Raw genomic sequence first — 26,120 nt, forward strand, 5'->3', positions numbered from 1 at the left:
CCCTGGGGCCAACCTTTACTCCCCCGCGAGGCCGGCGAGACGCCCGCGCGCCTCCTCCACCGCGCGCAGGGCAGTGGCCTCGCGGTCCTCGGCGTCCTCCCGCTCCTCCTGGGCTGCGGCGCGCTCCTCGTCCAGCTCCTCGAGCTCCTCCTCGACGTTCTCGAGCTCCCGGCGCAGCTCCTCGGCGCGCGTCGCGACCTGGAGCACGCGCGCCTCGACCCGCGCGAGCTCCTCCTGCGCCTCCTCGCGGTCCGCCCGCGCCTGCTCCGCGACGCGCTCCCGGGCGCGCAGGTCCCGCTCGGCGCGGCGGGTCTCGCGAGCGTCGTCGCGGGCCGAGCCCTCGTCGGCCTCGCGCTCCGGCGGCTCGACGACGGTCGGTCGCTGCTTCCCGCCCGTCGCTCTGGCCCTGGCTGCCCGCGCGCCTTGCGCACCGGTCCGGCGCCCTTGTCCTTCGTCGTCGCCGCGGGACGTCCTCGCGGTGGCCGCCCGACGGCGGGGCGGGGCTGCGGGCTGGTCGTCGGCGGCGTCGTCCTCGTCGATCGTGACGCCCTCGACGGGGACGGCGAGGGCGCCGTCGAGGGCGACGCCGCCGAGGTCGCCGGGTGCGAGCGTGCGCACGAGGAGCAGGCTGCGGACGGCGCGCTCGGCCGCCGGCTCGATGACGACGGCCTGCCAGGTGAGCTCGACCTGCTCCTGCGCGGCCGCCGAGAGCGGAACGCCGCGCTCCTCGGCCAGGCGCGCTGCGGTGCGGGTGAGCGCCGCGGCGAGCTGACGGCGGCGCTTGCCGAGCGCGCGCAGCTCGAGGGGGTTCGCCGAGGCCTGGGCCACCCGTAGCTCGGCGCCGAGCTCACCGAGGGTGTCGAGGTCGTCGGGCTCCTCCCGGGCGACGAGACCCACCGCCCAGGCGGGGACCGACGGCTTGGGCAGCACCTTGACGCGGGTCGCGAGGGCGCGCTCGCCCGCGCGTCGTACCTCGGCGGCGCGTGAGTTGCGGGCGGTGACGAACTCCGCCGGGAGCAGCGCGTAGAGGTCGCGCGCGATGCCGGCGAGGGCTGCGTCGTCGTCCGTGTCTGCCACGCCGGTAGCGTGGCAGGAACCCGCGGACGTGGCTCGCCGACGACGCGGATCGCCGACGAAACGCCGCCGTTCTCGCCCGGCGCGGAGGTGACTGCCCTAGCCTCTCGACGATGGCGCCGTCGTCGTACTGGAACCACAACACCGCCTTCCACGGCGAGCTCGTGGCCGCTGCCCGGCGCCGGGGCGGCCGGGTGCTCGACGTCGGGTGCGGCGAGGGGCTCCTCCTCGAGCGGCTCGCCCCCGTCGCGCGGGAGGCCGTGGGGATCGACCCGGACCCGGCAGCGGTGGCGCGGGCCCGGGCGCGTGTGGGCGGGGGCGCGCAGGTCCTGGCCTGCGGCCTGCTCGACGACGACGCGCGCACGCTCGGGCTCTTCGACACCGTGTGCTGCGTCGCGACGCTGCACCACCTGCCGCTGCGCCCGGCGCTCCGGCGGCTCGCAGAGCTCGTGTCGCCGGGTGGTGAGCTGCGGGTGGTGGGGCTCGCGGCGACGCGGTCCGCGGCGGACTGGGCGCTGTCGGGAGCGCAGGTGCTCCCGGTGCGGCTGGTCGACGCGGTGCGGCGCGCCCAGGGGGAGGTCGGGGTTGCGGTGACCGACCCCGCGGAGTCGTTCGCCGAGGTGCGCGCTGCTGCCCGTGAGCTGCTCCCGGCCGCGCGGGCGCGCCGACGGTTCTACTACCGGTACACCCTCACCTGGGCGCGTCCGACGGCCTGAGCCGTGGCCGCCCGCACGCGCGGAAGTCGGCTCTCGCGCGGAAGTCGGCTCTCGCGCGGAAGTCGGCTCTCGCGCGGAAGTCCGCTGTCGCGCGGAAGTCGGCTCTCGCGCGGAAGTCGGCTGTCGCGGGGAGGGGGCTGGGGTGGGTGGGTGGGCGCGGGGGTGGGTGGGCGCGGGGGTGGGGGGCGCGGGGGTGGGTGGGGCGATCGCGGGGTCAGTCGGCGATGTCGGCGCCGGCGGTCTCGGCGTACTCCTCGGCCGAGAGCAGGGCGCCCTCCTCGGTGACCTCGACGGCGAAGAGCCAGCCGCCCTCGAAGGGCTCGCGGTTGACGAGCGAGGGGTCCTCGACCGCCTCCCCGTTGACCTCGACGACCGTCCCGGTCACCGGCGCGTACAGGTCGGAGACCGACTTCGTCGACTCGACCTCACCGCACGTCTCCCCCGCCGTCACCTCCGTGCCGACGCCAGGCAGGTCGAGGTAGACGATGTCGCCGAGCGCCTCGGTGGCCACGGTCGTGATGCCGATGCGCACCGGCGAGTCGGAGTCGTCGAGCCACTCGTGCTCGGCGGTGTACTTGAGGTCGGGACGGATGGTGGCCACAGGTGCTCCTCGGGGTCGGGGACGTGCTCAGGGACGACGGTAGAACGGACGCTCGACCACGGTGAACGGCTCGCGCGAGCCGCGCACGTCGGCCTCCACCTCGGTGCCCACCGCCGCGACGTCGGGGTCGACGACGGCGAGCGCGATCGGGTGTCCGAGCGTGGGGCTGGGCAGACCGGAGGTGACGACGCCGACCTCCCGCCCCTCGCGGACGACGGCGCTGCCCTCGCGGGCGGCGCGGCGTCCCGAGCCGGCGAGGCCGACGAGGACCCGCCGTCCCGGCTCGCGCACCTCGTGGGCGGCGCGGAGGCGCTCGAGGGCCGCGCGACCGACGAACTCGGCCGTCTTGCGGCGCAGTCCCACCACCCCGCCGAGGCCGGCGGTGAACGGGTCGACGTCGAGGCCGAGCTCGTGCCCGTACAGCGGCATCGCCGCCTCCAGGCGCAGGGAGTCGCGGGCGGCGAGCCCGGCGGGCACGAGGCCCGCCCCGCGGCCGACGGAGAGCAGGGTGCGCCACAGCTCGACGGCCTCCTCGGCGGGCAGGAGGATCTCGAACCCGTCCTCGCCGGTGTAGCCGGTGCGGGCGAGCAGCACCTCGTGGCCGGCCACCGTCGTCGTCCGGGCCCGGTAGTAGCGCAGGTCCGTGAGCGGCTCGGGGACGAGGCCGGCGAGGATCTCGGCGGCGCGCGGCCCCTGGACGGCGAGCAGCGCGGTCGAGCCGGTCGCGTCCTGCACCTCGGCGTCCGGCCCCGCGCCGCGCTCGCGCAGCGCCTGGACGACGGCCCTGGTGTTCGCGGCGTTCGGCACGGTGAGGAACCGCTCGGGGCCCACCCGGTAGACGATGAGGTCGTCGACGATCCCGCCCTCGGGCGTGCACAGGAGCGTGTACTTCGCCTGGCCGACCTCGAGCGTGGAGATCGAGCCGACGACGGCGTGGTCGAGCAGCGCCGCGGCCTGCGGCCCGCTCACCCACACGGTGCCCATGTGGCTGAGGTCGAAGAGCCCGGCGGCCTCGCGCACGGCGCGGTGCTCGCTCAGCTGGGAGCCGTAGTGCAGCGGCATGAGCCACCCGGCGAAGCTCGTCATCCGGGCGCCGAGCGCCTCGTGCTCCTCGCGGAGCGCGGTCACCTGGTCCATCACGCCTCCTCGAAGGCCGCGGCGGGCGGGCAGCTGCACATGAGGTTGCGGTCCCCGTAGGCGTTGTCGATCCGGCTCACCGGCGGGAAGTACTTGTCCTGCCGCAGCCCGGGCACCGGGAAGGCGGCCTGGTCGCGGCTGTAGGCACGGTCCCAGGTGTCGGTGGCGACGTCCGCGGCGGGGTGCGGGGCGAGGCGCACCGGGCTCTCGGCGAGCGCGACCTGCCCGTCGAGGACCTGCTCGATCTCCCCGTGGATGCTCGCCATCGCCTCGACGAACCGGTCGAGCTCGGCGAGGTCCTCGCTCTCGGTCGGCTCGACCATGAGCGTGCCGGCCACCGGGAAGGAGAGCGTCGGGGCGTGGAAGCCGTAGTCGATGAGCCGTTTGGCGACGTCCTCGGCGGTGACGCCCGAGCGCTTGGTGAGGTCGCGCAGGTCGAGGATGCACTCGTGGGCGACGAGCCCGTCCGCGCCCGTGTAGAGCACCGGGAAGTACGCGTCGAGGCGGCGGGCGACGTAGTTCGCGGCGAGCAGCGCGTTGCGGGTGGCGGCGGCGAGCCCGTCGGCGCCCATGAGGGCGATGTAGGCCCACGAGATCATGAGCACCCCGGCCGAGCCGTAGCGGCTCGCGGAGACCGGGAGCCCGCCGTCGCCGTCCGGGGCGGCGGCGTCCCCGGGGAGGAACGGAGCGAGGTGCTCGCGCACGGCGACCGGTCCCACGCCGGGCCCGCCGCCGCCGTGCGGGATGCAGAAGGTCTTGTGGAGGTTGAGGTGTGAGACGTCCCCGCCGAACTCCCCCGGCTGGGCGAGGCCGATGAGCGCGTTGAGGTTCGCGCCGTCGACGTACACCTGGCCGCCGGCGGCGTGGACCGCCTCGCACACCTCCCGCACCTCGGTGTCGAACACGCCGTGCGTCGAGGGGTAGGTGAGCATGATCGCCGCGAGCCGTGGGCCGTGCTCGGCGAGCTTGGTGTGCAGGTCGCTGAGGTCGATCGAGCCGTCCTCCGCCGTCCGCACGGTGACCACCCGCATCCCGGCGAGCACCGCCGAGGCGGCGTTCGTACCGTGCGCGGAGGCGGGGACGAGGCACACGGTGCGCTCGGCCGCCCCGCGCGAGCGGTGGTAGCCGCGGATGGCGAGCAGGCCGGCGAGCTCGCCCTGGGAGCCGGCGTTCGGCTGCACGGAGACGCGGTCGTAGCCGGTGACCTCGGCGAGCCAGGCCTCGAGCTCGGCGATGAGCTCGCGCCAGCCCGCCGTCTGGTGGTCCGGCGCGAAGGGGTGGATCGAGGCGAACCCGGGCCACAGCATCGCCCGCATCTCGGTGGCCGCGTTGAGCTTCATCGTGCACGAGCCGAGCGGGATCATCGTCCGGTCCAGCGCGAGGTCACGGTCCGCGAGCCGCCGCAGGTAGCGCGTCATCTGCGTCTCGGAGCGGTGGGCGTGGAAGGTCGGGTGAGTGAGGAAGTCGCTCGTGCGGCGCAGGGCCGCGGGGATCTCGAAGCCACCGGCGGTCCGGTCGCCGTCGACCCCGAAGGCGGCGAGCACCGCGGCGAGGTGGTCGGGGGTGGTCGTCTCGTCGCAGGAGACGCCGACGTGGTCGGCGTCCACGAGCCGCAGGTTGACCCCGCGCCGCTCGGCCTCCGCGACGACGACGGCGGCCCGGCCCGGCACTCGGACGGTCACCGTGTCGAAGAAGTCCTCGTGGACGACGTCGACACCGCCGCCCGCGAGCCGGCGGGCGAGGGCGCGGGCGGCGCCATGGGCGTGCCGGGCGACCGCCCGCAGACCCTCGGGCCCGTGGTGGACGGCGTACATGCCGGCGACGACGGCGAGCAGCGCCTGGGCGGTGCAGATGTTGCTCGTCGCCTTCTCCCGGCGGATGTGCTGCTCGCGCGGTTGGAGGGCCAGGCGCAGCGCCGTGCGTCCCGCGCTGTCCTTGGACACCCCGACGAGCCGGCCGGGCAGCTGGCGCTCCAGGCCGGCGCGCACCGCCATGAACGCGGCGTGCGGGCCACCGAAGAAGAGCGGGACGCCGAAGCGCTGGGCGGAGCCGACGGCGACGTCGGCGCCCTGCTCCCCCGGCGGGGTGATGAGCGTGAGCGCGAGGAGGTCGGCGGCGACGGCGACCAACGCGCCGAGCTCCTTGGCCCGGGCGATGAGCGGGGCGTGGTCGCGCAGCCGGCCCGAGGTCCCCGGCTGCTGGAGGACGAGGCCGGTGAGCCCGTCCGGCAGGTGCGGCAGGCCGCCGTCGAGGTCGGCGACGACGGCGGAGATGCCGACCGCCTCGGCGCGCGCCCGGGTGACGGCGAGGGTCTGCGGGTGGAGCTCGGCGTCCAGGACGACGGTCGCGGCCGTGGAGGCCTTGTTCGCCCGCTGCATGAGGAGCACGGCCTCGGCGACGGCGGTGGCCTCGTCGAGCAGCGAGGCGTTCGCGACGGGCAGGCCGGTGAGGTCGGCGACGGCGGTCTGGAAGTTGAGCAGCCCCTCGAGGCGGCCCTGGGAGATCTCCGGCTGGTAGGGCGTGTAGGCGGTGTACCAGGCCGGGGACTCCAGGACGCCGCGCTGGATGACCTGCGGGGTGTGGGTGTCGTAGTAGCCCTGCCCGATCATCTGGACGCGCTGGACGTTGCGTGCCGCGAGCTCGCGCAACCGGGCGAGGACCTCGGCCTCGCTGCGCGCGGGGGGCAGCTCGAGCGGGCGCTCGTGCCGGATGCCCGCGGGGACGGACCCCACGATCCGGCTCCAGTCGGCGTGTCCGAGCGCGTCGAGCATCGCGCGCGTGTCGGCGGGACGCGGGCCGATGTGGCGGTCGGCGAACGCGTGCTCGGCGGCCCGGGTGGTGGGCACGGGGGTCGTGGACATGCGGCTCCTCGGGGATGTCCGTCCCGCTCTGTCACGTGACCTGAGAGTTTCGCGAGGAGTCGCTTGCACCGTCGGTGAGCGCGAGAGGTCGCGCTGCTTTCCAGAGTTGCCTGATCGCGGCGGTAGGGGGGCCTGAGAGATTGGCGGGAGGACGTGCTCCTTCGGCGCCCGCCGGGGCGGGACTCTCCCGCCGCGCGTTGGCGGCGTATCGAGTTGTCCAGGTCACACTAACGGACGAGTCGGACGTCTGCGGCGAGCGGCCGTGACAGGCGTCATCGCACCGCCGGGCGGAAAGGTGCGACCCTGGACGGCAGACCCCGACCCCGACACCAGGACGACGAGTGACGCCGCACAGCTCCCCCGCCCTCACCGCCCCCGCCCTCGAGCCGATGCGCCCCAGCGCCGTGCTGCTCGACCTCGACGGCACGATCAGCGACTCCGGCCCGGCCATCACCGCCTCGATCGCCGAGACACTCGCCGCGTTCGGCTACCCCGCGCAGTCCCCCTCCGAGCTCCTGCGCTTCGTCGGCCCGCCGATCCGGGAGGGCTTCCGCACGCTCGCGGGCGTGGCCGAGGAGCAGCTCGACGCCGTCGTCGCCGACTACCGCGCGCGCTACAACGAGCGCATGCTCCACGCCCCGGTCTTCCCGGGGATGGCGGACCTCGTGCGCGACCTGCACGCGCGCGGCGTGCCGCTCGCCCTGGCGACCTCCAAGCGCCGCTCCCTCGCCGTCGTCATCCTCCAGGACGCCGGCCTGGACCGGTACTTCACCGTGCTGTGCGGCGCCTCGGACGACGAGTCGCGCGCCCGCAAGGCCGACATCGTCGAGGACGCGCTCGCCGGCCTGCGCGCCCGCGGCGTCGACGTCTCACGCGCCGTCATGGTCGGGGACCGCCACCACGACGTCGACGGCGCCGGCGAGCACGGCCTGCCGACCGTCCTCGTCCGGTGGGGCTACGGCCGCCCCGGTGAGGAGGACGGCGCGCACGCCGTCGCGCAGGACGTCGCGGACCTCGCCCTCCTCCTGTCCTGAGCCCTCACGCGACGAACCCCGCGCCCGGAGGTCCGGGCGCGGGGTTCGTCGTCGAGCGGGGGCGGGGTCAGCGGCGCACGGTGCCCTCACCGCGGTGCACGTCGTCCGACATCCGCACGAGCGCGAAGTAGAACTCCAGCGTCATGCGGAACAGCGCGAGGGAGATGATGACGAAGACCGGCCCGAAGACGAGGGCGAGGATGCCGATGACCGGCTCGGTCGCGAAGCCGACGACGACGAAGCCCAGCCAGTACAGGCCGATCAGCACCATCCCCACGAGGTAGACCCAGCTGACGATCTGCGGGGTGATGAGGGTCTGGAAACGCCAGTCGAACAGCGCCGCGAAGAAGCCCTTCGGCGACTGACCGGGCTGTCCCTGGGGCGCTCCGGGTGTCTCGTAGCCCCACGGCTGACCACCCTGGGAGTAGGCCGGCGGAGGAGGCGGGACCTGCGGCTGGCCATGGCCGGGCTGCGGCGGCTGGTACGGCGGCGGAGGGGTGGTCACTGTGGGTCCTTTCGACCTGGAGGGAGCGAACGGGGCGAGGTTAGCCCAGGTCAGCGCGGCACGACACCGGTATGGGGACACCTGTTCACGGGTCCTTCTCCCCATGGCCTCCGACGCGAGCCCGCAACTCCCTCGCGCACGGGAACCGCGCGCACTAGCGTCGGCGGGATGGACCTCCCGCTGCTGCCGCCGGTCGCGCCGATGCTGGCCAAGTCCGTCCCGGACGTCCCCGAGGGCGAGTACCTCTACGAGCCCAAGTGGGACGGCTTCCGCTCCATCGTCTTCCGCGACGGGGACGACGTCGAGATCGGCAGCCGCAACGAGCGGCCGATGACCCGTTACTTCCCCGAGCTCGTCGAGGCGGTGCGCGCCCAGCTGCCCGAGCGCTGCGTCGTCGACGGGGAGATCGTCGTCGTCACCGGCGACAGGCTCGACTTCGAGGCGCTCCTCCAGCGGATCCACCCCGCCGAGTCCCGCGTGCGGAGGCTGGCGGCCGAGACCCCGGCCTCCTTCGTCGCCTTCGACCTGCTCGCCCTGGGCGACGAGGACCTCACCGGGCTGCCCATGTCCGAGCGGCGCGCCCGGCTCGAGGCGGCACTCGCCGGCGCGCAGGCCCCGGTCCACCTCACCCGCGCCACCCGGGACACCGCGCTGGCCCGGCAGTGGCTCGACCAGTTCGAGGGCGCCGGGCTCGACGGCGTCGTCTCCAAGCCGCTCGGGCTCGGCTACCAGCCGGGCAAGCGGGTCATGCTCAAGACGAAGCACGAGCGCACGGCCGACTGCGTCGTCGCCGGGTACCGCCGGCACAAGAGCGGCGACGTCGTCGGCTCGCTGCTCCTCGGGCTGTACAACGAGGACGGCCGGCTCCAGCACGTCGGCGTCACGTCCTCCTTCACCATGAAGCGGCGCGCCGAGCTCGTGGAGGAGCTCGCGCCGCTGCGCCTCGCCGAGGGCGAGGAGCACCCGTGGGCGGAGTGGGCCGACGCAGCAGCCCACGAGAAGGACCGGCTGCCCGGCGCGCAGAGCCGCTGGAGCGCGGGCAAGGACCTGTCGTTCGTGCCGTTGCGCCCCGAGCGCGTCGTCGAGGTCGCCTACGACCACATGGAAGGCACCCGCTTCCGCCACAGCGGCCAGTTCCGGCGCTGGCGCCCGGACCGTGAGCCGGAGTCGTGCACCTACGAGCAGCTCGAGGTGCCGGTGCGCTACGACCTCGCCGACGTCCTCGGCTGAGGCTCAGGCGGCGACGGACTCGGCCGAGGCCCGCGGGGCGGAGACGCCGGTGTCCGCGGCGAGGCGGGCGACCTCGGCGCGCTCGCGGCGCCCGGGCCGTACCGCCAGCAGCGCCCACAGGATGCACGTGAGGTCGACGAGCTCCTGCAGCCAGGCCCCGGCGAGCGCGGGCAGGACCCCGAACGCCGCGACGATCATGAGCCCCACCGACAGTGACACCCCGATGCCGATCGACTGCCACGCCACCCGCATCGTGCGGCGGCCGACGTAGACGGCACGGGCCACGCGGGAGAGGTCGTCGAGGGTGATGACGACGTCGGCCGACTCGCTCGCCGCGCTCGCCCCCCGCGCGCCCATCGCCACGCCGACGTCCGCCGCGGCGAGGACCGGGGCGTCGTTGACGCCGTCACCGACCATCATCACCGGGCGGGGCCGGGCCGAGCGAACGGCGTCGACCTTGTCCTGCGGGAGGAGCTCGGCGCGCACGTCGTCGATGCCCGCCTGGGCGGCGATGTGCCGGGCCACGTGCTCGCTGTCGCCGGTGAGCATCATCGTGCTGCGCACCCCGACGCGGTGGAGGGCTGCCATCGTCACGGGCGTCTCGGCGCGCAGCTCGTCGGCCAAGGCGACATACCCGGCGTAGCGGCCGTCGACGGCGACGTGCACGCCGGTGTGCCCCTCGGGCGGGTGGGGCGGCTCGGCGCCCGTCTCCTGGGCGACGAACCTCGCGCTGCCGACGGCGACGAAACGGCCGTCGACGATGCCACGGACCCCGTTCGCCGGGATCTCGGTGATGTCGTGGGCGGCGGGCAGGGCGGCGCCTCCGGCCTGGGCGGCGGCCACGACGGCGGCGGCCAGCGGGTGGCCGGAGTACTGCTCGACCGACGCGGCGAGGGCGAGCAGCTCGTCCTCGCCGCCCTGCTCCGCGTGGACCGAGGTGACGCGCGGGACACCGTAGGTGAGCGTGCCGGTCTTGTCGAAGGCGACGGTGCGGGTGCGGGCGAGCTGCTCGAGCGTGCCGCTGCTCTTGACGATGACGCCCAGGCGGGCCGAGCGGGACATCCCGCCGAGGAACGCGACGGGGGCGGCGATGATGAGCGGGCAGGGGGTGGCGACGACGAGCACCTCGGCCAGCCGGACCGGCTCCCCCGAGACGATCCAGGCCCCGGCGGCCAGGGCGAGGGCGAAGAGGGTGAACGGCACGGCGACCCGGTCGGCGAGCCGGACGAACGGCGCACGCGACTCCTGCGCCTCGCGCACGAGCGCGATGATCCGCTGGTACTGCGACTCGGCGGCGAGGGCGGTCGCGCGCAGCTCGATGGCCTCCGCGCCGTTGACCGCGCCGGAGAGCAGCTGGTCGCCGCGGAACTTGTCGACGGGGATCGACTCACCGGTGAGCGAGGACTCGTCGAGGCTCGCGCCGTCGGACTCGAGGACGCCGTCGACCGGGACGACCTCGAAGGGCCGCACGAGGAGCCGGTCCCCGACCGCGACCTCGTCGACGGGCAGGTCGGTGAGCCCGCCCGCGTCGTCGAGCCGGTGGGCGGTGTGCGGGGCGTTCTCCAGCAGACCGGTGAGCTCGCGCCGCGCACGCCGGGCGGCGTAGTCCTCCAGCGCCTCACCGCCGGAGAGCATGAGGCACACGACGAGCGCGGCCCAGTACTCCCCCACCGCGACGGTCGAGCCGATCGCGGTGACCGCGAGGAGGTCGACGCCGTAGCTGCCGGCGCGCAGGTCCCGCACCATCCCGCGCGCCTGGAGCAGCGCGACGACGACGGCGAAGGCGGAGATCACCCAGCGGGCCGCGGTCTGCTGCCCGGCCCCCTCGAGCACGCCCCCGACGCCCGCGACGATGATCGTCGCGAGGACCATCGGGTAGTGGCGCATGCCGGCGAGGAGCCTGCCCATGGCTCGATCTTCACGCCGCCCACCACCCCTGTCCAGCAAGGAAAGCCTCCCCTGACCAGCACTTTCCCCCGTCACAGTCGAGTTTTTGTGCCGACAGCCGATCTCCGCGCGACAGCCGACTTCCCGCCGACAGCCGACTTCCGCACGACAGCCGACTTCCCGCCGACAGCCGACTTCCGCACGACAGCCGAGTTCCGCGTCCCGGCCCCGGCCACGCGCGATCAAGCGCTCGGCGGAAGAGGGAAGGGGTCAGTCGGGCTTGCGGGCTCGGGAGGGCTGGACCCGGGAGGGCTCGCCGGGCATCTTCGGGTACTCCGGCGGGTAGGGCATGTCCCCCAGCCCTTCCTTCTCCTGCGCCGCGAAGAGCTCGAGGAGCGGCGTGAGGTCGTGGGCGACGTCGTCGATCTCGGCGTGCAGGTCGCCGAGCGCGGCGAAGCGCGCGGGCATGGTGCGCACGGTGAGGTCGCGGGGGTCGACGTCGGGCAGCTCGTCCCAGGTGACCGGCGCGGAGACCGGCGCGTGCGCGAGCGGGCGGATGCTGTAGGCGCTGGCGATCGTACGGTCGCGGGCGTTCTGGTTGTAGTCGACGAAGATCGTCTCCCCGCGCTCCTCCTTCCACCAGTTCGTCGTCACCTTGCCGGGCATCCGCCGCTCGAGCTCGCGGCCGAAGGCGATCGCCGCGTGCCGCACCTGGGTGAAGTCCCACCGCGGCTCGAGCCGGACGTAGATGTGCACCCCGCGGTTCCCCGACGTCTTGGGGAAGCCGCGCCACCCCAGCTCCGCGAGGTACTCGCGCGCCACCCCGGCCACCTCGACGGCGTCGGCGAAGTCGGTCCCCGGTTGAGGATCGAGGTCGATGCGCATCTCGTCGGGGTGGTCGACGTCGGCCCGGCGCACCGGCCAGGGGTGGAACGTGATGGTGCCGAGGTTCGCCGCCCACGCGACGGCGGCGAGCTCGGTTGGGCACAGCTCGTCGGCCGTGCGCCCGCTGGGGAAGGCGATCTCCACCGTCTCGATCCAGTCCGGCACACCCTTCGCGGGGACACGCTTCTGGTAGAACGCGTCACCGTGCGGGTCGCTCCTGGTGGCCCGCTTCATCCCCTCGCGCACGCCCTTGGGCCAGCGTTCGAGGGTGACCGGCCGCTCGCGCAGGGCACGGAGGATGCCGTCGCCGACGGCGAGGTAGTACTCGACGACGTCCTGCTTGGTGATCCCCGGCTCGGCGAAGACGATCCTGTCCCCGCTGGTGATCCGTACGGGCCGTCCGGCGACGTCGATCTCGACGGCGGGGCTCTTCGTCGGTGCCATGGCCAGACGCTACCGCCCCGTCCTCCCGCGCGCCCCGGCGTCGAGATCCGACCGCCCGCGAGCCTCGCGAGCGCGGGTGGAACCTCGCCCGCGATGGCCGGTCTCGCCCGCGGTCGACATCAAGGCGGACCCGGGACCGGCTCGCGTGCAGTCAGGGCCGGCCGGCCTCCCCACCCACCGGCTCGCCCTGCGCCCGGGCGAGCGCCGCGAGCACCCGCTGCCCGGTGCGCAGGTCCGCCCGGCCCTCGGCCAGCCCGGAGGACGGCGCGGCCCTCTCGGTGACCATGGCGTGGAAGGCCGCGAGCTCGTTCTCGAAGGCCTCCTCCTGCGCCCAGCGCAACGTCGTGCGCGCCTCTCCGTCCAGATCCCCGGCGCGCGCCGTGACGACGAGCTCGGTCGCGACGTTGAGGAGGTAGGGCACGGCGAAGGTCAGGCTCACGCTGCCCTGCTCGTGGTGGACGGTGACGGTCTCGCGGTAGTCGGGGTAGTCGGCGATGAAGTGCCAGCCGAGGTGCAGCCGGGCGCCGGCCCCCACGTGCCCGGTGAGCTGGACGGAGCCGGGCACCCCGCCCCAGTGGGCGGCGGAGTCGATGGCCCTCACCCCGCCGGCGAGGTGCCGCAGCAGGGAGACGTCGTGGACGATCGAGCCGAGCACGACGTTCGTGTACGTCGTGCGCAGCCATGCCGACGCCCCGGCGCCCACCGCCCGGTCCACGGCCTCGACCGTGGGCCGCTGCGCCGCGTGGAGCACGGCGGGGTCGACGTCGTCTGCCGGTGGCAGCAGCCGGGCGAACCGCAGCTGGGCGTCGTCGGCGGGGTGGAGCACCTCGACGGTCACGGCCCGCACGCGTCGGCCGGCCAGCTCCTGCCTGGCCCGGGCGACGGCCGGGTCGTACTCCTTCATGTACCCGACCAGGACGGCCGTGCGCGGGTCGCGCCCACGGTCGCGCAGCTCCCGCTCGACGGCGTCGACCTCCGCGACGCTCAGCGCCACCGGCTTCTCGCACAGCACCGGGATGCCCGCGCGGGCCAGGCGGAGCAGCGCGTCGCCGTGGCTCCCGCTCGTGGCGAGGACGACGCCGTCGACGCGCAGCCCGCCGGCGACGGCGGCGAGGAGCGCGTCGAGGTCGGCGAACCGGCGCTCGGCCGGGACGCCGTAGCGCTGCCCGAGCCGCGCGGCGCGGTCGGCGGACAGGTCGGTGAGCGCGGTGAGCTCGAACAGGTCCCAGCGTCGGGCGACGAGCGGCAGGTGGACGCTCTGCGCGATCCCGCCGAGCCCGACGACGGCGAGACGCACCCGGGTCACGGGAACCACCGCCGCAGGACCTCGCGGTTGTGGACCTGGTCGGCCTGGGCGGTACCGGGCGGGTCGGCGGGGTCGGGGATGGTGTCCTGCTCGACCTCGAGCCAGCCCGCGTAACCCGAGGTGAGCACCGCCTCGACGACGGCGGGCACGTCGAGGTCGCCGGTGCCGAGCGGGACGAAGGCCTTGCCGGCCCACACGGTGCGCAGGTCGCCCTTGCCCCTGACGACGCCGTCGAGCACGGACTTGCGGGCGTCCTTGAGGTGGAGGTGGTTGATCCGGCTCCCCCAGCGCGCGAGGCCGTCGAGCGGGTCGCCGCCGCCGAGGATGAGGTGCCCGGTGTCGAGGGTGAGGCCCACCGTCGTGCGGTCGAGCAGCTCGTCGATCTCCTCCGGGGTCTCGACGAAGGTGCAGGCGTGGTGGTGGAAGGTCACCTCCAGCCCGTGCTCGCCCGCGAGCGCCGCCGCGTGCTCGACGTTCGCGGCGTACCGGTCCCACTCCGCGGGTCGCAGCCCGAGGCCGGGCCCTCCCCCCGGGTTCGCCCGCCGCTGCGCCGATCCGGAGCAGGCGAGGGTGGGCTTGGGCGGGAGCCCGGGGTTCACCGGTGCCGCCTCGGCGAAGAACGCGAGGGCGTCGCGGTAGCCGGGCAGCGCAGCGGTGAAGGCGGCGTCGTCGGCGAACGGCAGGTCGACCCAGCCGCCGGCGAGCGCCAGGCCGTGCCGGCGCAGGTTCTCCCGCAGCCGCTCGCCCCGCCCGAACATGCCGATCGGGCCGGAGTCGATGCCGGTGTACCCGGCTGACGCGACGAGGCCGAGCAGCTCCTCGGGCCCGGGCAGTCGACCGCCGGCGCTCGCGCCGAGCTCGAAGACGCCGTAGCTCACCGGGGCGTTGGCCAGCGCGATCACCGGCCCTCCTCCGCCGGGCGCGGAGTGCTCGTGCCGGTCGGCGCACCGGCGACCCCGGGGGCGGTGCGCAGCGTGCGGACCTCGGCGCCGCGCAGCTCGCCCTCCGCCTGCGCCGGGGTGCCGCGCAGGTCGGTGACCGCCCAGCCGGCACCGTCGAGCGGGTCGAGGCGCACGTCCTGGGGCGAGCGGCTCATGCTCACCACCCGGGCCTCGACCGCGTCCTGTCCGACCCGCCGGAGGCTCGAGAGGACGGCGCGGCCGCTCAGCGCGGGACCGGTGACGGGCGCGGGGAGCGGCCCGCCCGCAGGGGCGCCCCCACGCCGCACGAGAGGCTCGTGCCGGAACATCTCGGCCCACCGCGCGACCTCGGCCTCCTCCCACCCGCCCGCGTGCGGCATGACGGCGAGCCGCGTCCGCACCTCGGTGCCGAGGTACTGCGCCCCAGGCACCGGGATCTCCGAGCCCGCCGGCTCGTCGCGCAGCGGGTGGACGTTGACGCTCATCATCCCGATGGCGCGCAGCAGGGTGAGGGCCAGCTCGTCGCCATCCGGGCCGGGCACGACCTCGTACTCGGTGAGCTTGGCGAGCAGGACGTGGGCCGGGCCCGCGGAGACGAAGCCGGTCGCGGGGAACGTCGGCAGCGGGTACTCCCCCCAGCCTCCCTCGGCCGTCCGCCCGCGGCGGGTGACGTCGAACTGCCCCGCGGCGTGGGACTCACCGACCCGGGTGCCGAGGGGGACGTGCAACCGCAGCCGGTGGTCGCGCACGGTGTTGACGAGGCTGGTCGTGAGGCGGACGAACGGCTCGCCGGCCCGCAGCTCGACGAGCATCCGCACGGCGAGCTCCTCGGTCTTCTCCAGCCGCCGGTCCGGGTCCTGCCGGTCGACGCCGAGCGGCAGGTCGTAGCGGCGCACGACCTCGACGACGGCGCGCAGCGGTCCGGCGGCGAGGACTGCGGTGTGCACCGAGCTCGGGGTGTCGAGGCCGCCGGCGTGGGCCAGGGGTCCGTAGTTGTAGGAGTCCCCGCGGTCCCCCTCGTCGACGAGACGCGCGAGGCCGTCGAGCACGGTGCCGTCCGCGCCGGTGACGGTGAGTGCGCCGTCGTCGCGGACGAGGACGTCGACCAGCTCACCGTGCAGCCGGGTGGGTGTGGCGCTGACCGGCGCCTGCGGGACGGCCGAGGTGCCGGGCCGGAGGGCGACGTGGCCCAGGGGCGGGACCTCAGCGGCGACGACGACGCGCCGCCGCGGGCGCGCGGTCGTCACCACCCGCCAGTGACGGTCGGGGTCCTCGGCGGCTGCCGCCCGGACCTCCGCGGTGAGGGCGGCGAGGTCGAAGAACCCGTCGGCCACCTCGGCGACCTCGAGGCGCAGCGTGTCCGCCCCCCATGCGTACCCGGTGACCTGCTGGCCGAACAGCTCGCGGCCGTGGATGCGGCGCAGCACCCGCACGAGGTCGGCGCCCCTCATCCACTCGTCCCCCAGGGCGGTGGGCAGCCCGCCGACGTCCTGGCCACCCGCCGTCTCGGAGGTCAGCAGCTCGGCCTGCACGGTGCGCGCCCACGGCAGCGTGTTGGCGAGGACGTAGGCGTCGGCGGGGACGTCCCGTGCGAGGCCGTCGAGCACCCGCTCGGTCACGCCCCGGCCGATCGCGGTCGCGGACGCGAGCCTGGTGGCGACCTGCTCGGCCGTCTCGTCCACCCCGCAGCCGGTGATCGAGTCGTGCGCGGTGCACTCCACCACCCGGTACCAGGCGAGCTCGAAGAAGGACCGGTGGTCCTCCCGTCCGTACAGGGCGTCGAGCCGCTCGGCCTGGGTGAGGACGAGCTCGGCGCCGGCCATCGCGGCCTTGAGGTTCGTGCGCACGGAGAAGACACCGGGCAGGAGGTTGCCGCGGGCGTGGGAGCGCAGCTCGCCGGTCACCTGCGGCAGCGCGGCGAGCGCGGCCGGGTCGGTGGGTCGGCCGGCGAGGTACTCGGTGAGGGTCGCCACCCGGACCACCGGCGCGTGGCCGGCGGCCCGGTTGTGTGCCCGCACCCTGTCCATGAGGTCCGGCGGCGGGGCCATGTGGTCGGTGCCGAACATCCCGAGCACCGGGTCGGAGCCGTACCAGGGTCGGGTCTCGGCGCGGTAGCGGGTGGCCAGCTCGGTGAGCCGGTCCGGGACGGCGAACATGTCCAGGGCGGAGCCGTAGCCGTCGAACAGGTACTCGGCGCGGACGGCGGAGCCGTCCGGGGCGCGCCAGGCGAAGGCGTGCTCGTCGACCGCGCTCGGCACCCCACGCCACAGCGCGGCGTGGGCGATGCCGAAGCCCCGCAGGATCTGCGGCATCTGGGCGGTATGGCCGAACATGTCGGGCAGGTAGCCCACCGGCATCGCCCCGCCCAGCCGCTCGGCGTGGACCAGACCGAGCTCGAGATTGCGCACGATGGTCTCCCCGTCGCAGCAGAACTCGTCGAGGAGGATGAGGAAGGGCCCCACGGCCAGACGCCCGTCCCGCACGAGGGCGCGCACGCGCTCGCGCCGCTCCGGCCTGATCTCGAGGTAGTCCTCGATCGCCGCGGTCTGCCCGTCGAGGGTGAAGCGGAACTCCGGGTCGGTCTCGAGGCGGTCGACGACGTCGTCGAGGACGTGGACGAGACGGAGCCGGAAGACGTCGTGCGGCTCGTACCACTCCCGGTCCCAGTGGGTGTGCGGGACGAGGACGATGCCCGGCTCGGCGGTGGGCGGGGCGGTGGTCATGGGACTCCGTTCAGCAGAGGGCGAGGACGCGCCGGTCGGCGTCGTGCAGGTGCAGGAGCCCGCGGCCCCACGCACCGGGGACGGTCTGGTGGTCGCTGGTGATCCGCAGCCAGCGGCCCTCGGCGTCCTCCAGGACGGCGTCCTCGGCACCGACGGCGACGACGTCGTCCTCGACGCGCAGCAGCACCGGGGCCGACAGCGGCCGGGGGACGCCGTCCGGACCGACCCCGACGCTCACCGCGGTGCGCCCGGCCAGGACCGCCGCGAGGATCGCCTCCGGGGAGTCGTCGGCTGCCGCGACCCACGTCGTCGGCGTCCCGAGGGTCCAGCCCTGCTCGGGCCGGTGGAAGTCGCTCCCACCCAGGACGGCGCGAGCGTCCCAGCGCTGCTGGAACGCGATGGCGCCGGTGTGGGTGAGGTCGCGGAACCACGACACGTGCCAGACCTCGAGCGCCGCGGGCAGCGTGTCGAGGGGGTGGAGCCAGGCGCAGTCCGCGTCGATCGGGTGGTTGACGCTGAGCACTCCCCCGCGGGCGGCGACCTCCCGCACCCAGGTGGTGGCCGGAGCGCGGAAGTCGACCCAGCCGATGTCGCCGAGCGCGTTGGCGTGCCCGCGGGCCGCCGTCACCTCCTGGCCGGGCAGCAGCGTGATGCCGTGCTCGGCACCCAGCGGCGGGAGGTGGGGGTGGTGGCTCACCGTGTTGTGGTCGGTGACGGCGACGAAGTCGAGGCCGGCGCGCACCCCGCGGACGGCGAGCTCGCCGATGCTCTCGCTGCCGTCGGAGTGGACGGTGTGGGCGTGGAAGTCACCCGCGTACCAGCGCAGTCCGGGCGGGGCGGGCAGGTCCCGGTCGCTGCCCCGCACCGCGCGCCGGACCGGGGCGGGGCGCCGTTCCTGCTCCGGCGGCTCGGTGGCCGGGACGCTGATCTCGACGGTGACCTCGAGGCCCTCGGCGGGGAGCTGGTGCAGCCCGAGGACGACGTGCCAGGTCCCGGGCTCGAGCTCACCGGGCAGGTAGCCGGGCGTGGCCGCGGCGGGCGTGATGGAGAAGCGGTCGCGGGCACCGCCGGACCAGCCGCGCCACCCGTCGGGACCCTCGCACCCGAGGTCGACCACCCCTCGGCCCCTGTCGTAGGACAGCCTCACGCCCAGCGACGGGCTGCCGGCGGGCACGTCGAAGGGCACCGGGTGGTACCGGCGGGCGATCTGGTCCTCCGGCGTGAGGTGGAGCCGCTCGACGGCGCGGGCCACCTAGATCCGCTCCGTCGTCCCGGCGTCGAAGACGAGGCTGCGGCGGGGCGAGGCCTCCACCCAGCCCCGGTCGCCGGGCTCGGGGGCGTCCTCCTCGGCGACGACGAGCTGGAGCCGGGTCTCCCCCGACATGACAGTGACGAGGGTGGCGGCGCCGAGGTTCTCGGTGACGCCCACCTCGCCGGGGACCCCGACGGGGACCGGCTCGCGCGACCAGCGCAGGTACTCCGGGCGCGCGCCCCACACCACCGCCCTGCCCTCGGCCGGCCGTACCCCGTCCGGAAGCGGGACGGTGCCCTCGCCCATCGGCAGCGCGCCGTCGCGGACCTCGGTCTCGACGAGGTTCATCGGCGTGGACCCGATGAAGGAGGCGACGAACGTGTTGACCGGCCGCTGGAAGATCTCCTGGGGGGTGCCGATCTGCTGCAGCCGCCCGCTCCTCATGACGGCGATCCGGTCGGCGAGCGCGAGCGCCTCGGCCTGGTCGTGGGTGACGAAGACGGTGGTGACGCCGAGGTCGCGCTGGAGCTCCTTGAGGAACGTGCGGGCCTCCAGACGCAGCCGCGCGTCGAGGTTGGACAGGGGCTCGTCGAGGAGGAGCACCTCGGGCTCGGTGGCCACGGCCCGGGCCAGGGCCACGCGCTGCTGCTGCCCGCCGGAGAGCTGGGCGGGGCGGCGCTCGCTCAACCCGTCGAGGGCGAGGCCGTCGGCCACGGAGACCGCCTTCGCGCGGCGGGTCTCGCGCCTGACCTTCCTGATCTTCAACGGGTAGGCGATGTTGTCGGCGACGTCCATGTGCGGGAAGAGGGCGTAGTCCTGGAAGACCATCGCCACGCCTCGTTCGCCGGGCTCGGCGTTCGTCACGTCCCGCTCCCCGATGTGGAGGGTGCCCTCGGTGATGGCCTCGAGGCCGGCGATGGACCGCAGGAGCGTGGTCTTCCCGCAGCCGGATGGTCCGAGGAGGGCGAAGAACTCGCCGTGGGCGATGGTGACGTCCACGCCGTCGACGCCGCGGACGCCTCCGGGGTACTCCTTGACCAGCGCGGTCGTGGTGATTGCGGCCATCAGGACTTGATCCCTCCGTGGAAGCGGAACCCGTACCGGCGGTTGACGAGGAAGTACATGAGGATGACCGGCACGGAGAAGACGAGTGAGAACGCGGAGATGAGGCTGAGGTCCGCCTGGCCGCTCTCGGTGTAGAAGGTGTACATGATCACCGCGGCGGGCTGGGCCTCCGGGGAGCGCAGGAGGATGTAGGGCAGCAGGAAGTTGCCCCACACCTGGACCAGCGCCCACACCGCGACGAAGGCCAGTCCGGGGCGCGCGATCGGCACGACGACGTGCCGCAGGATCTGGCCGGGGCGCGCGCCGTAGAGCCGGGCGGACTCCTCGTAGGACCGCGGGATGGAGTCCATGAAGTCCTTGAGGATGAAGATCACCGTGGGCAGCACCCCGCCGGACAGGGCGAGGACGACCCCGGTCTGGGTGTTGACCAGCCCGGTCGCGACCATGAGCTGGAACAGCGGCACCATCGCCGCGGTGCCGGTGACGACCGAGGAGAGCAGGAGCAGCGCGTAGAGCAGCCCGTCCCGGCCCGGGATTCGCACCCGCGACAGCGCGTAGGCGGCGAGCGAGCCGAGCACGACGACGACGGCGACCGTCCCCAGCCCGAGGACGAGCGAGTTGCCGATCGAGCGCAGCGCGTAGGGGTTCTCCGCGAGGACGGTGAAGTTGCCGAGCGTCCAGTCCGGCCAGCTCACCGTCATCGTCGGTGTGGAGTTGAACGGCTGGGTGACCAGCCAGGCCAGCGGGAGGGCGAAGAAGAAGCCGACGAGGACCATCGCGACGACGAACAGCACGCGCACGACGAACGTGCGCACGGCGCGCCGGCCGGTGGCCGAGGGGAGGGCGGTGCGCCGCTCGGCGGTGGGAGCGGTGGTCGTGGTCATGAGGAGCGCTTCCTCTCCCGCCCGATGCGCATGTAGCCCAGCGCGATGACGAGGTTGATGAGCAGCATGAGCAGCGAGATCGCCGCCCCGACGCCGAGCTGTCCGCCGGGGATCGCCGTCCGGTAGATGTACACCGGCAGGATCTCCGACCGCCCGTTCGGGCCCCCGGCCGTGAGGAGGTACGGGGAGAAGGTGTTGAACGTCCACAGCGTGATGAGCAGGGTGTTCGTGAGGATGTGGCCGCGGATGTTGGGGATGACGACGTCGCGCAGCTGCTGCCACGTGGACGCCCCCGCCATCCGCGCGCTCTCCAGCTGCGAGGGCGGCACCGCGCCGAGCGCGGAGCTGAACAGCAGCATGGAGAACGCGGTGCCGACCCAGATGTTGAAGACGATGACGCTGGCCATCGGGTACTCGATGAGCCAGGCGGTGCCTGGGGTGTCGAGGATCCGGTTGAGCGTGCCGTCGCGCCGGTCGAGCAGCGCGAGCCAGAGGAAGGCGCCGACGGACGTCGGCACGACCCACGCGGCCAGGACGAGGGTCTCCAGGACGGTCTTGGCCCACGGTCGCAGGCGCCGCAGCGCCCACGCGACCGAGAAGCCGAGCAGCGTCTGGCCGAGCACCCCGGAGAGCAGGACGAAGGCCAGGGTGAGTCGCAGCGAGCGCCAGAACGCGGCGTCGGTGAGGACGTCGGTGTAGTTGTCCAGCCCGACGAGCTGCGGGTCGGCCGCGGCCAGGCCGGTGAGCCGGTAGTCGGTCATCCCGAGGTAGATGGTCCACAGCGCGGGGAAGATCAGGAACAGGCCGATGAGGGCCAGGGCGGGTGCCATGAAGGCGCCGGCACCCACCCTGCCCAGACCGGCGACGTCCGCAGGGCGGCGGCGCGCGCCTCTCCCCGGCGGCCGCGTCGGTGCCGGTGTCTGTGCCGGCGCCAGGCTCACGGGTGCCCGCTCAGCCTGCGACGTTCTCGTCGCCGACGACGCCGGCGACGGTCTCGGCGTAGGTGCTGAGCGCCTCGTCCACAGGGGTGCCCGCGACGACGGCGGCGGTGGCCTCCTGCAGCGCGAGCGAGACCTCGGGGTAGGCCGCGAGGCCGGGCCGGTAGGCGGTGAGCGGCAGGACCTCGTCGCTGACGAAGGTGAGCATCTCGTCGCCCTCGAGGAGCGTGGCGTTGACGTCCTCGCGCGGGGTGATGTTGATCGTGCCCTCGGCGCGCGCCTCGAACGCCTCGGCGGAGTTCATGAAGGCGAGCAGCTCCCAGGCGAGCTCGGGGTTGTCGGAGTTGGGGTTGAGCACCCGGCCGGTGCCGCCGGACATCGAGACGTGGTCCTGGCCGCCGACGCCGGCGCCCGGCTCCTGGGCGGGGATGAGCGTGTAGCCCACGACCTCGTCGCGGTTCTCCATCGGCGCGGTGCCGACCTCGGGGTGGACGACGGCGCGCCAGAAGTAGTCGCCCTCGAGGAGGATGCCGATCTCCCCCGCTGCGAAGAGCGAGAAGGACGTGTCCCGCCCGGAGGCCTCCTGCTGGAGGATCGGGTCGCCGAGCTCCTCGTCGACGTAGATCGTGCGGTACAGCTCGAGCACGTCCCCGAGCTCGTCGCTCTCCCCGAGCCACCCGTCGTCGGACCACACCTCGGCGCCCGTGCCGACGAGCATCGGCAGGACGCCCTGCATGGTCGTGGCCTCACCCATGGGCGTCCCGGCGTTGAGCTGGACGGGGATGACGCCGTCGATCTCCTTGAGCGCCCGGGCGGCGTCGAGCACGTCCTCCCAGCTCGTGGGCTCCCACTCCGCGGGCAGGCCGGCCTGGGTGAACAGGTCCTTGTTGTAGAAGAGCACCCGGCCGTCGGCGCCCTGCGGCACGCCGTACCGCTCACCCTCGAAGGCGAGCGCGTTCTGCACGGCCTCGGGGATCTGCTCCCAGCCCTCCCACTCGGCCACGGCCTCGCCGCCGACCTCCTCGAGCGGGGCGATGTAGCCGGCCTCGGCGAACTCCCCGACCCAGATCCCGTCCATGCCGATGATGTCGGCACCGCCACCGGACTGCAGGTCCAGCGCGATCTTCGTCTTGTAGTCCTCGTCGTCCACGCCCTGGGCCTCGAAGACGACGTCGACCTCCCGGCCCTCCTCGGCCATCGCGGCCTCGAACTCGGGGATGACCCAGCTCTCGATCCAGTCCGCCTCGGCGGCGTTCTTGCCGCCGCTGATGGCGTTGAGCACGAGGGTGAGGGTGACGGCGTCGCCGCTCTGCGTGGCGCCGTCGCCGGTGCCGCCGTCGTCGCCGCTGCAGGCCGCCAGTCCCAGGGCGAGGACCGCGGTACCCGCGATCGCGCCCGTGTACGTCTTCCTGGTCATGACAGTTCTCCGTGTGGTCGGGAGGATGAGTGGTGGGGCGCGGCGCTGCGTCGCGCGACGGTCAGGGTGGTCCCGTGGAGCAGCCTCGCTCCGGGCCCGCCTCCTGCAGGACCCCAGGGCAGTGACGGGAGTGACCTGGGTCACTGGTAAATTAGTTCATCACAACGATGGATTAACGTCAAGGAGGACGTGTGCCCCCTCAGCCACCCCCTCGGCGCGGGCCGCGCGGGGCGAACCTCGGCCAGCTCGGCACCTTCAACCAGGCGGTCGTCCTCCACGCGATCCGCACCTCGCCCGGCGTCAGCCGGGTGGAGATCGGGGAGCTCACCGGTCTCGCCGGGCAGACCGTGACGAACATCTGCCGCCGCCTGCTCCGCGACGGCCTCATCGTCGAGGGAGAGCCGGTCGCCGCCGGCCAGGGCAAGCCCCGCACTCCCCTGGCCATCGACGCCGCCGCCCGGCACGCCGTCGGCGTCCACGTCGACCCTGCCCTCACCACGCTCGTCCTCCTCGACCTCGCGGGCCGGACCGTCTCTGCCGAGACCTTCCCCACGCCCCGGGCCGCAGACGCTCCGGCCACCGTGCGGGAGGTCGGGAGACGGGTGGTCGACTTCCTGCACGCCGCCGAGGTCCCCCGGCACCGCGTCCTCGGGGTCGGAGTGGCCACTCCCGGCCCGGTCGACGTCGCCCGCGGCATCGTCGACAACCCGCCGCACCTGCCCGGCTGGCATCAGGTGCCGGTGCGGGAGGAGCTCGAGCTCGCGGTGGGCCTGCCCGTGCAGCTGGAGAAGGACGTCGTCGCCGCGGCGACGGCCGAGGTGTGGGCCGGGACCTTCGCGGCGGCCAGCTCCGGGGCACTCATCTACCTCGGCACCGGCATCGGGGCCGGGCTCGTCGTCGACGGCGAGGTCCTGCGCGGCGCGTCGAACAACGCCGGTGAGCTCGGCCAGATCGTCGTCGACCAGGGCGGTGAGGAGTGCCGGTGCGGGCAGCGTGGCTGCACGAGGGTGGTCGTCAGCGCCGAGGAGATGCTGCGGCGCGCGGGCACCGGGGCGCCGCCCGCCTCCCTCGCCGAGCTCGACGTCGAGCTGCGCCGCCTGTACGACCGCGCGGACGCGGGTGAGGAGCACGCCCTGGACGTCGTGCGCAGCTCGGCCGTGGCCGTGGCGCGGGCCGCGCTGCTCGTCACCAACCTGCTCGACGTCGAGCGTCTCGTGCTCGGTGGGCCGTACTGGGCGAGGATGTCGCCCTACTTCTTCGCGGTCGCGCCGGCGATGTTCGCCGCGCACGCCGCGGCGCACGACATCCACCCCGTCGAGCTCCTCAGCACGCCGGTGGGCGAGCACCTCGCCGCGGTCGGGGCGGCGAGCCTCGTGCTCGACCGCGCCTACTCCCCCAGGCCCGGCACGCTCGTCATCGCCCCGGCCACCCGCTGAGGCCCGACCGGGCTCAGCGGTCGTAGGTCGTGCCGGGGACGTGGGGCACCGGGTGCCAGCGGCCGTCGGCGGCGGAGGCGACGACGGCGTCGCCGACCGCTGCCGCCGCCCACCCGTCCCCCACCGAGGGCGCGAGCTGCTCCCCGGTGAGCACCGACCGCAGGAACAGGCCGGCCTCGATCGCCTTGAGGTCGTCGAAGCCCATGCTCGTACCCGCCCCGGGCTGGAAGCGGGCGAACTCGCCGTCTCCGGGGCCGACCATGACGGTGCGGTAGCCGCCGTCCTCGCCCGCGACCTGGAGCTCGTTGAGCCGCTCGAAGCTCCACCGCACCGAGCCGTGGGTGCCGTAGACCTCGACGACGTACTCGGCCTGAGGACCGCGCGCGACGCGGCTGGCCTCGAGGGTGGCGACGACGCCCGAGTCGAGGCGCGCGAGGACGGCGACCTGGTCCTCGTTCTCGACGACCCCGAGCTCCTCCCCGACCTCGTACCCTCCGTGGCCGATCCCGGCCCCGGTGGGCACCGGCCGCTCGGCGATGACCGTGCTCGTCGTCGCCGTCACCTCGGTGATGCGGCCGAGCAGGTACTGCAGGAGGTCGGCGCCGTGGGAGAGCAGGTCCCCGACGACGCCGGCCCCGGCGCGGGCGCGCTGGTAGCGCCAGGTGAGCGGGGCGTCGGGGGCGGCGGCGTAGTCGGCGAGGAGCCACACGCGGGCGGAGGTCACCCGCCCGAGGCGGCCCGAGCGGACGGTCTCGCGGGCGCGGGCGACCGCCGGGGCGTGGCGGTAGTTGAAGCCGACGGCGGTGAGCACCCCGGCCTCGGTCGCGGCGCGGGCGATGGCCTCGCTGTCCGCGACGCCCACGCCCATCGGCTTCTCGATCCACACGTGCTTGCCGGCCGCGACGGTGGCGATCGCGAGCTCGCGGTGGAGGTCGTTCGGAGCGCAGACCGACACGACGTCCACGTCGGGGTGGGTGAGCACGTCGCGCCAGTCCGCCGTCGCGGCGGCGAAACCGAGGTGGTCCACGGCCGCGTCCCGGTTCTGCGCGTGGGCGTCCGCAGCGAGGACGAGCCGCGGGTCGACCCGCAGCTCGGGGTAGCGCTCGGGGACGGCCCGGTAGCTGCGGGCGTGCAGCCGGCCCATCCAGCCCAGGCCGATGACGCCGATGCCCACGCGGCGGCGCGTGCCGTGCTCACCCATCGGGCCCACCTCTCTGTGACGTCCCGTCAGGGTAGGGCTGGAGTCGTGGTCGTGTCTGCGCGGTCGCCGCCGCCGGTCTCCCCTTGTGAGGGCCGGCCCCGGCGCCTACCCTCCACGAGTGCGCCGTGCCGCTGCGGCGCGGTGAGGCGGTGGTCGACGTGCGCACTCGCAGACTCTGGGTGGTCCCACTCCTCGTGGCCCTTGCCGCGTGCTCCGGCGGGGAGGCGGAGAAGGTGTGGTCCGACAGCGCCCCTCCCCTGGTCCCGCTCTCCGCCACGGAAGCCCTCAAGCACGCTGCGGGCTCCTCCGAGAGCGCCGGCGAGCACGTCCGCGTCCGCGCCACCCTCCTCACCGAGCAGGAGCAGGCCGTCGCCTTCCTCTGCGACTCGGTCCAAGACTCGGATCCCGCGCAGTGCGGGCAGCCGCGGCTGAGCCTGCAGGGTGCGCCCCTCGACGCTCTCGACCTCACCGAGCGACGCGGCGAGCTCGGTGGGCCGGTCGACATCGTCGTCAGCATCGACGGCGACGACGCGACGTACGAGGGCGCCGGCTGAGGGCCACACCGGGCCGCGACGCCAGGAGGCCCGCACTCGGTCGAGTGCGG

Annotated in this window: 21 protein-coding genes and 1 riboswitch; of the genes, 5 read left to right on the forward strand and 16 right to left on the reverse strand. The window is 74.4% G+C overall.

Going from position 1 to position 26,120, the window contains the following annotated elements; all coding sequences use genetic code 11:
- Positions 1-15: 15 nt before the first annotated feature.
- Positions 16-1,077: a hypothetical protein gene (locus tag FE251_RS09865; RefSeq protein ID WP_139948662.1), complete on the reverse strand. Its 1,062-nt coding sequence runs from the start codon at positions 1,075-1,077 to the stop codon at positions 16-18.
- Positions 1,078-1,187: 110 nt separating this feature from the next.
- Between FE251_RS09865 and FE251_RS09870 the strand changes: the two genes are divergently transcribed.
- Positions 1,188-1,790, forward strand: a complete 603-nt coding sequence (locus tag FE251_RS09870; RefSeq protein WP_139948663.1) for a class I SAM-dependent methyltransferase — start codon at positions 1,188-1,190, stop codon at positions 1,788-1,790.
- A 214-nt stretch (positions 1,791-2,004) separates the two neighbouring features.
- On the opposite strand, the gene gcvH is transcribed toward FE251_RS09870, so the two are convergent.
- Genes gcvH through gcvP form a run of 3 tightly spaced genes read right to left on the reverse strand, consistent with a single transcriptional unit; the run spans position 2,005 to position 6,389 of the window.
- Positions 2,005-2,391: a glycine cleavage system protein GcvH gene (gene gcvH, locus FE251_RS09875; protein WP_139948664.1), complete on the reverse strand. Its 387-nt coding sequence runs from the start codon at positions 2,389-2,391 to the stop codon at positions 2,005-2,007.
- Between the two features lie 27 nt (positions 2,392-2,418).
- Positions 2,419-3,528, reverse strand: coding sequence for a glycine cleavage system aminomethyltransferase GcvT (gene gcvT / locus FE251_RS09880; RefSeq protein ID WP_139948665.1), 1,110 nt, complete (start codon positions 3,526-3,528; stop codon positions 2,419-2,421).
- Positions 3,528-6,389 (reverse strand): aminomethyl-transferring glycine dehydrogenase, encoded by a 2,862-nt coding sequence (gcvP, locus tag FE251_RS09885; protein WP_139948666.1) that lies wholly within the window; start codon positions 6,387-6,389, stop codon positions 3,528-3,530. Before gcvP ends, gcvT begins: the two co-directional genes overlap by 1 nt.
- An 18-nt stretch (positions 6,390-6,407) precedes the next feature.
- Positions 6,408-6,503: riboswitch (glycine riboswitch) on the reverse strand.
- Positions 6,504-6,730: 227 nt separating this feature from the next.
- Between gcvP and FE251_RS09890 the strand changes: the two genes are divergently transcribed.
- Positions 6,731-7,423, forward strand: coding sequence for an HAD hydrolase-like protein (locus tag FE251_RS09890; protein WP_230976389.1), 693 nt, complete (start codon positions 6,731-6,733; stop codon positions 7,421-7,423).
- A gap of 67 nt (positions 7,424-7,490) precedes the next feature.
- On the opposite strand, the gene FE251_RS09895 is transcribed toward FE251_RS09890, so the two are convergent.
- The gene (locus FE251_RS09895; protein ID WP_168202705.1) at positions 7,491-7,928 is read right to left on the reverse strand and encodes a DUF4282 domain-containing protein; all 438 of its coding nucleotides are present in this window, start codon (positions 7,926-7,928) and stop codon (positions 7,491-7,493) included.
- Positions 7,929-8,096: 168 nt separating this feature from the next.
- Between FE251_RS09895 and FE251_RS09900 the strand changes: the two genes are divergently transcribed.
- A complete protein-coding gene (locus FE251_RS09900) occupies positions 8,097-9,158 on the forward strand; it encodes an ATP-dependent DNA ligase (protein WP_139073279.1) in 1,062 nt (353 codons plus the stop codon).
- A gap of 3 nt (positions 9,159-9,161) precedes the next feature.
- Here FE251_RS09900 and FE251_RS09905 read toward each other — a convergent pair whose 3' ends face one another.
- The 10 genes from FE251_RS09905 to FE251_RS09950 form a co-directional block, all read right to left on the reverse strand.
- The gene (locus FE251_RS09905) at positions 9,162-11,066 is read right to left on the reverse strand and encodes a heavy metal translocating P-type ATPase (RefSeq protein WP_139948668.1); all 1,905 of its coding nucleotides are present in this window, start codon (positions 11,064-11,066) and stop codon (positions 9,162-9,164) included.
- Positions 11,067-11,315: 249 nt separating this feature from the next.
- Positions 11,316-12,374, reverse strand: a complete 1,059-nt coding sequence (gene ligD, locus FE251_RS09910; RefSeq protein ID WP_139073281.1) for a non-homologous end-joining DNA ligase — start codon at positions 12,372-12,374, stop codon at positions 11,316-11,318.
- Positions 12,375-12,525: 151 nt separating this feature from the next.
- Positions 12,526-13,689 (reverse strand): Gfo/Idh/MocA family protein, encoded by a 1,164-nt coding sequence (locus FE251_RS09915; RefSeq protein ID WP_139948669.1) that lies wholly within the window; start codon positions 13,687-13,689, stop codon positions 12,526-12,528.
- Entirely contained in the window at positions 13,677-14,582 is a 906-nt protein-coding gene (locus FE251_RS09920) for a sugar phosphate isomerase/epimerase family protein (RefSeq protein WP_139948670.1), read from the reverse strand. Before FE251_RS09920 ends, FE251_RS09915 begins: the two co-directional genes overlap by 13 nt.
- A complete protein-coding gene (locus FE251_RS09925; RefSeq protein WP_139948671.1) occupies positions 14,579-17,323 on the reverse strand; it encodes a glycoside hydrolase family 38 N-terminal domain-containing protein in 2,745 nt (914 codons plus the stop codon). Before FE251_RS09925 ends, FE251_RS09920 begins: the two co-directional genes overlap by 4 nt.
- A 10-nt stretch (positions 17,324-17,333) precedes the next feature.
- Positions 17,334-18,575: a CehA/McbA family metallohydrolase gene (locus FE251_RS09930; RefSeq protein WP_139948672.1), complete on the reverse strand. Its 1,242-nt coding sequence runs from the start codon at positions 18,573-18,575 to the stop codon at positions 17,334-17,336.
- A complete protein-coding gene (locus FE251_RS09935; RefSeq protein ID WP_139073286.1) occupies positions 18,576-19,640 on the reverse strand; it encodes an ABC transporter ATP-binding protein in 1,065 nt (354 codons plus the stop codon). It abuts the gene before it with no gap.
- Positions 19,640-20,524 carry a carbohydrate ABC transporter permease gene (locus FE251_RS09940; RefSeq protein WP_139948673.1) on the reverse strand — a complete coding sequence of 295 codons (885 nt, stop codon included), beginning with the start codon at positions 20,522-20,524 and terminating at the stop codon, positions 19,640-19,642. Before FE251_RS09940 ends, FE251_RS09935 begins: the two co-directional genes overlap by 1 nt.
- Positions 20,521-21,354, reverse strand: coding sequence for a carbohydrate ABC transporter permease (locus FE251_RS09945; RefSeq protein WP_176554770.1), 834 nt, complete (start codon positions 21,352-21,354; stop codon positions 20,521-20,523). Before FE251_RS09945 ends, FE251_RS09940 begins: the two co-directional genes overlap by 4 nt.
- Before the next feature lie 121 nt (positions 21,355-21,475).
- Entirely contained in the window at positions 21,476-22,879 is a 1,404-nt protein-coding gene (locus FE251_RS09950) for an extracellular solute-binding protein (RefSeq protein WP_139073288.1), read from the reverse strand.
- 191 nt (positions 22,880-23,070) lie between these two features.
- Between FE251_RS09950 and FE251_RS09955 the strand changes: the two genes are divergently transcribed.
- The gene (locus FE251_RS09955) at positions 23,071-24,315 is read left to right on the forward strand and encodes an ROK family transcriptional regulator (RefSeq protein WP_139073289.1); all 1,245 of its coding nucleotides are present in this window, start codon (positions 23,071-23,073) and stop codon (positions 24,313-24,315) included.
- Positions 24,316-24,328: 13 nt separating this feature from the next.
- Here the strand turns inward: FE251_RS09955 and FE251_RS09960 are convergent, their stop codons facing one another.
- Positions 24,329-25,516, reverse strand: a complete 1,188-nt coding sequence (locus FE251_RS09960) for a Gfo/Idh/MocA family protein (protein ID WP_139948674.1) — start codon at positions 25,514-25,516, stop codon at positions 24,329-24,331.
- A 158-nt stretch (positions 25,517-25,674) separates the two neighbouring features.
- On the opposite strand from FE251_RS09960, the gene FE251_RS09965 reads away from it, so the two are divergent.
- The gene (locus FE251_RS09965; protein WP_139073291.1) at positions 25,675-26,070 is read left to right on the forward strand and encodes a hypothetical protein; all 396 of its coding nucleotides are present in this window, start codon (positions 25,675-25,677) and stop codon (positions 26,068-26,070) included.
- Positions 26,071-26,120: the final 50 nt, after the last annotated feature.

The organism is Georgenia wutianyii, assembly GCF_006349365.1.
In the GTDB taxonomy this organism is placed as follows: Bacteria; Actinomycetota; Actinomycetes; order Actinomycetales; family Actinomycetaceae; genus Oceanitalea; species Oceanitalea wutianyii.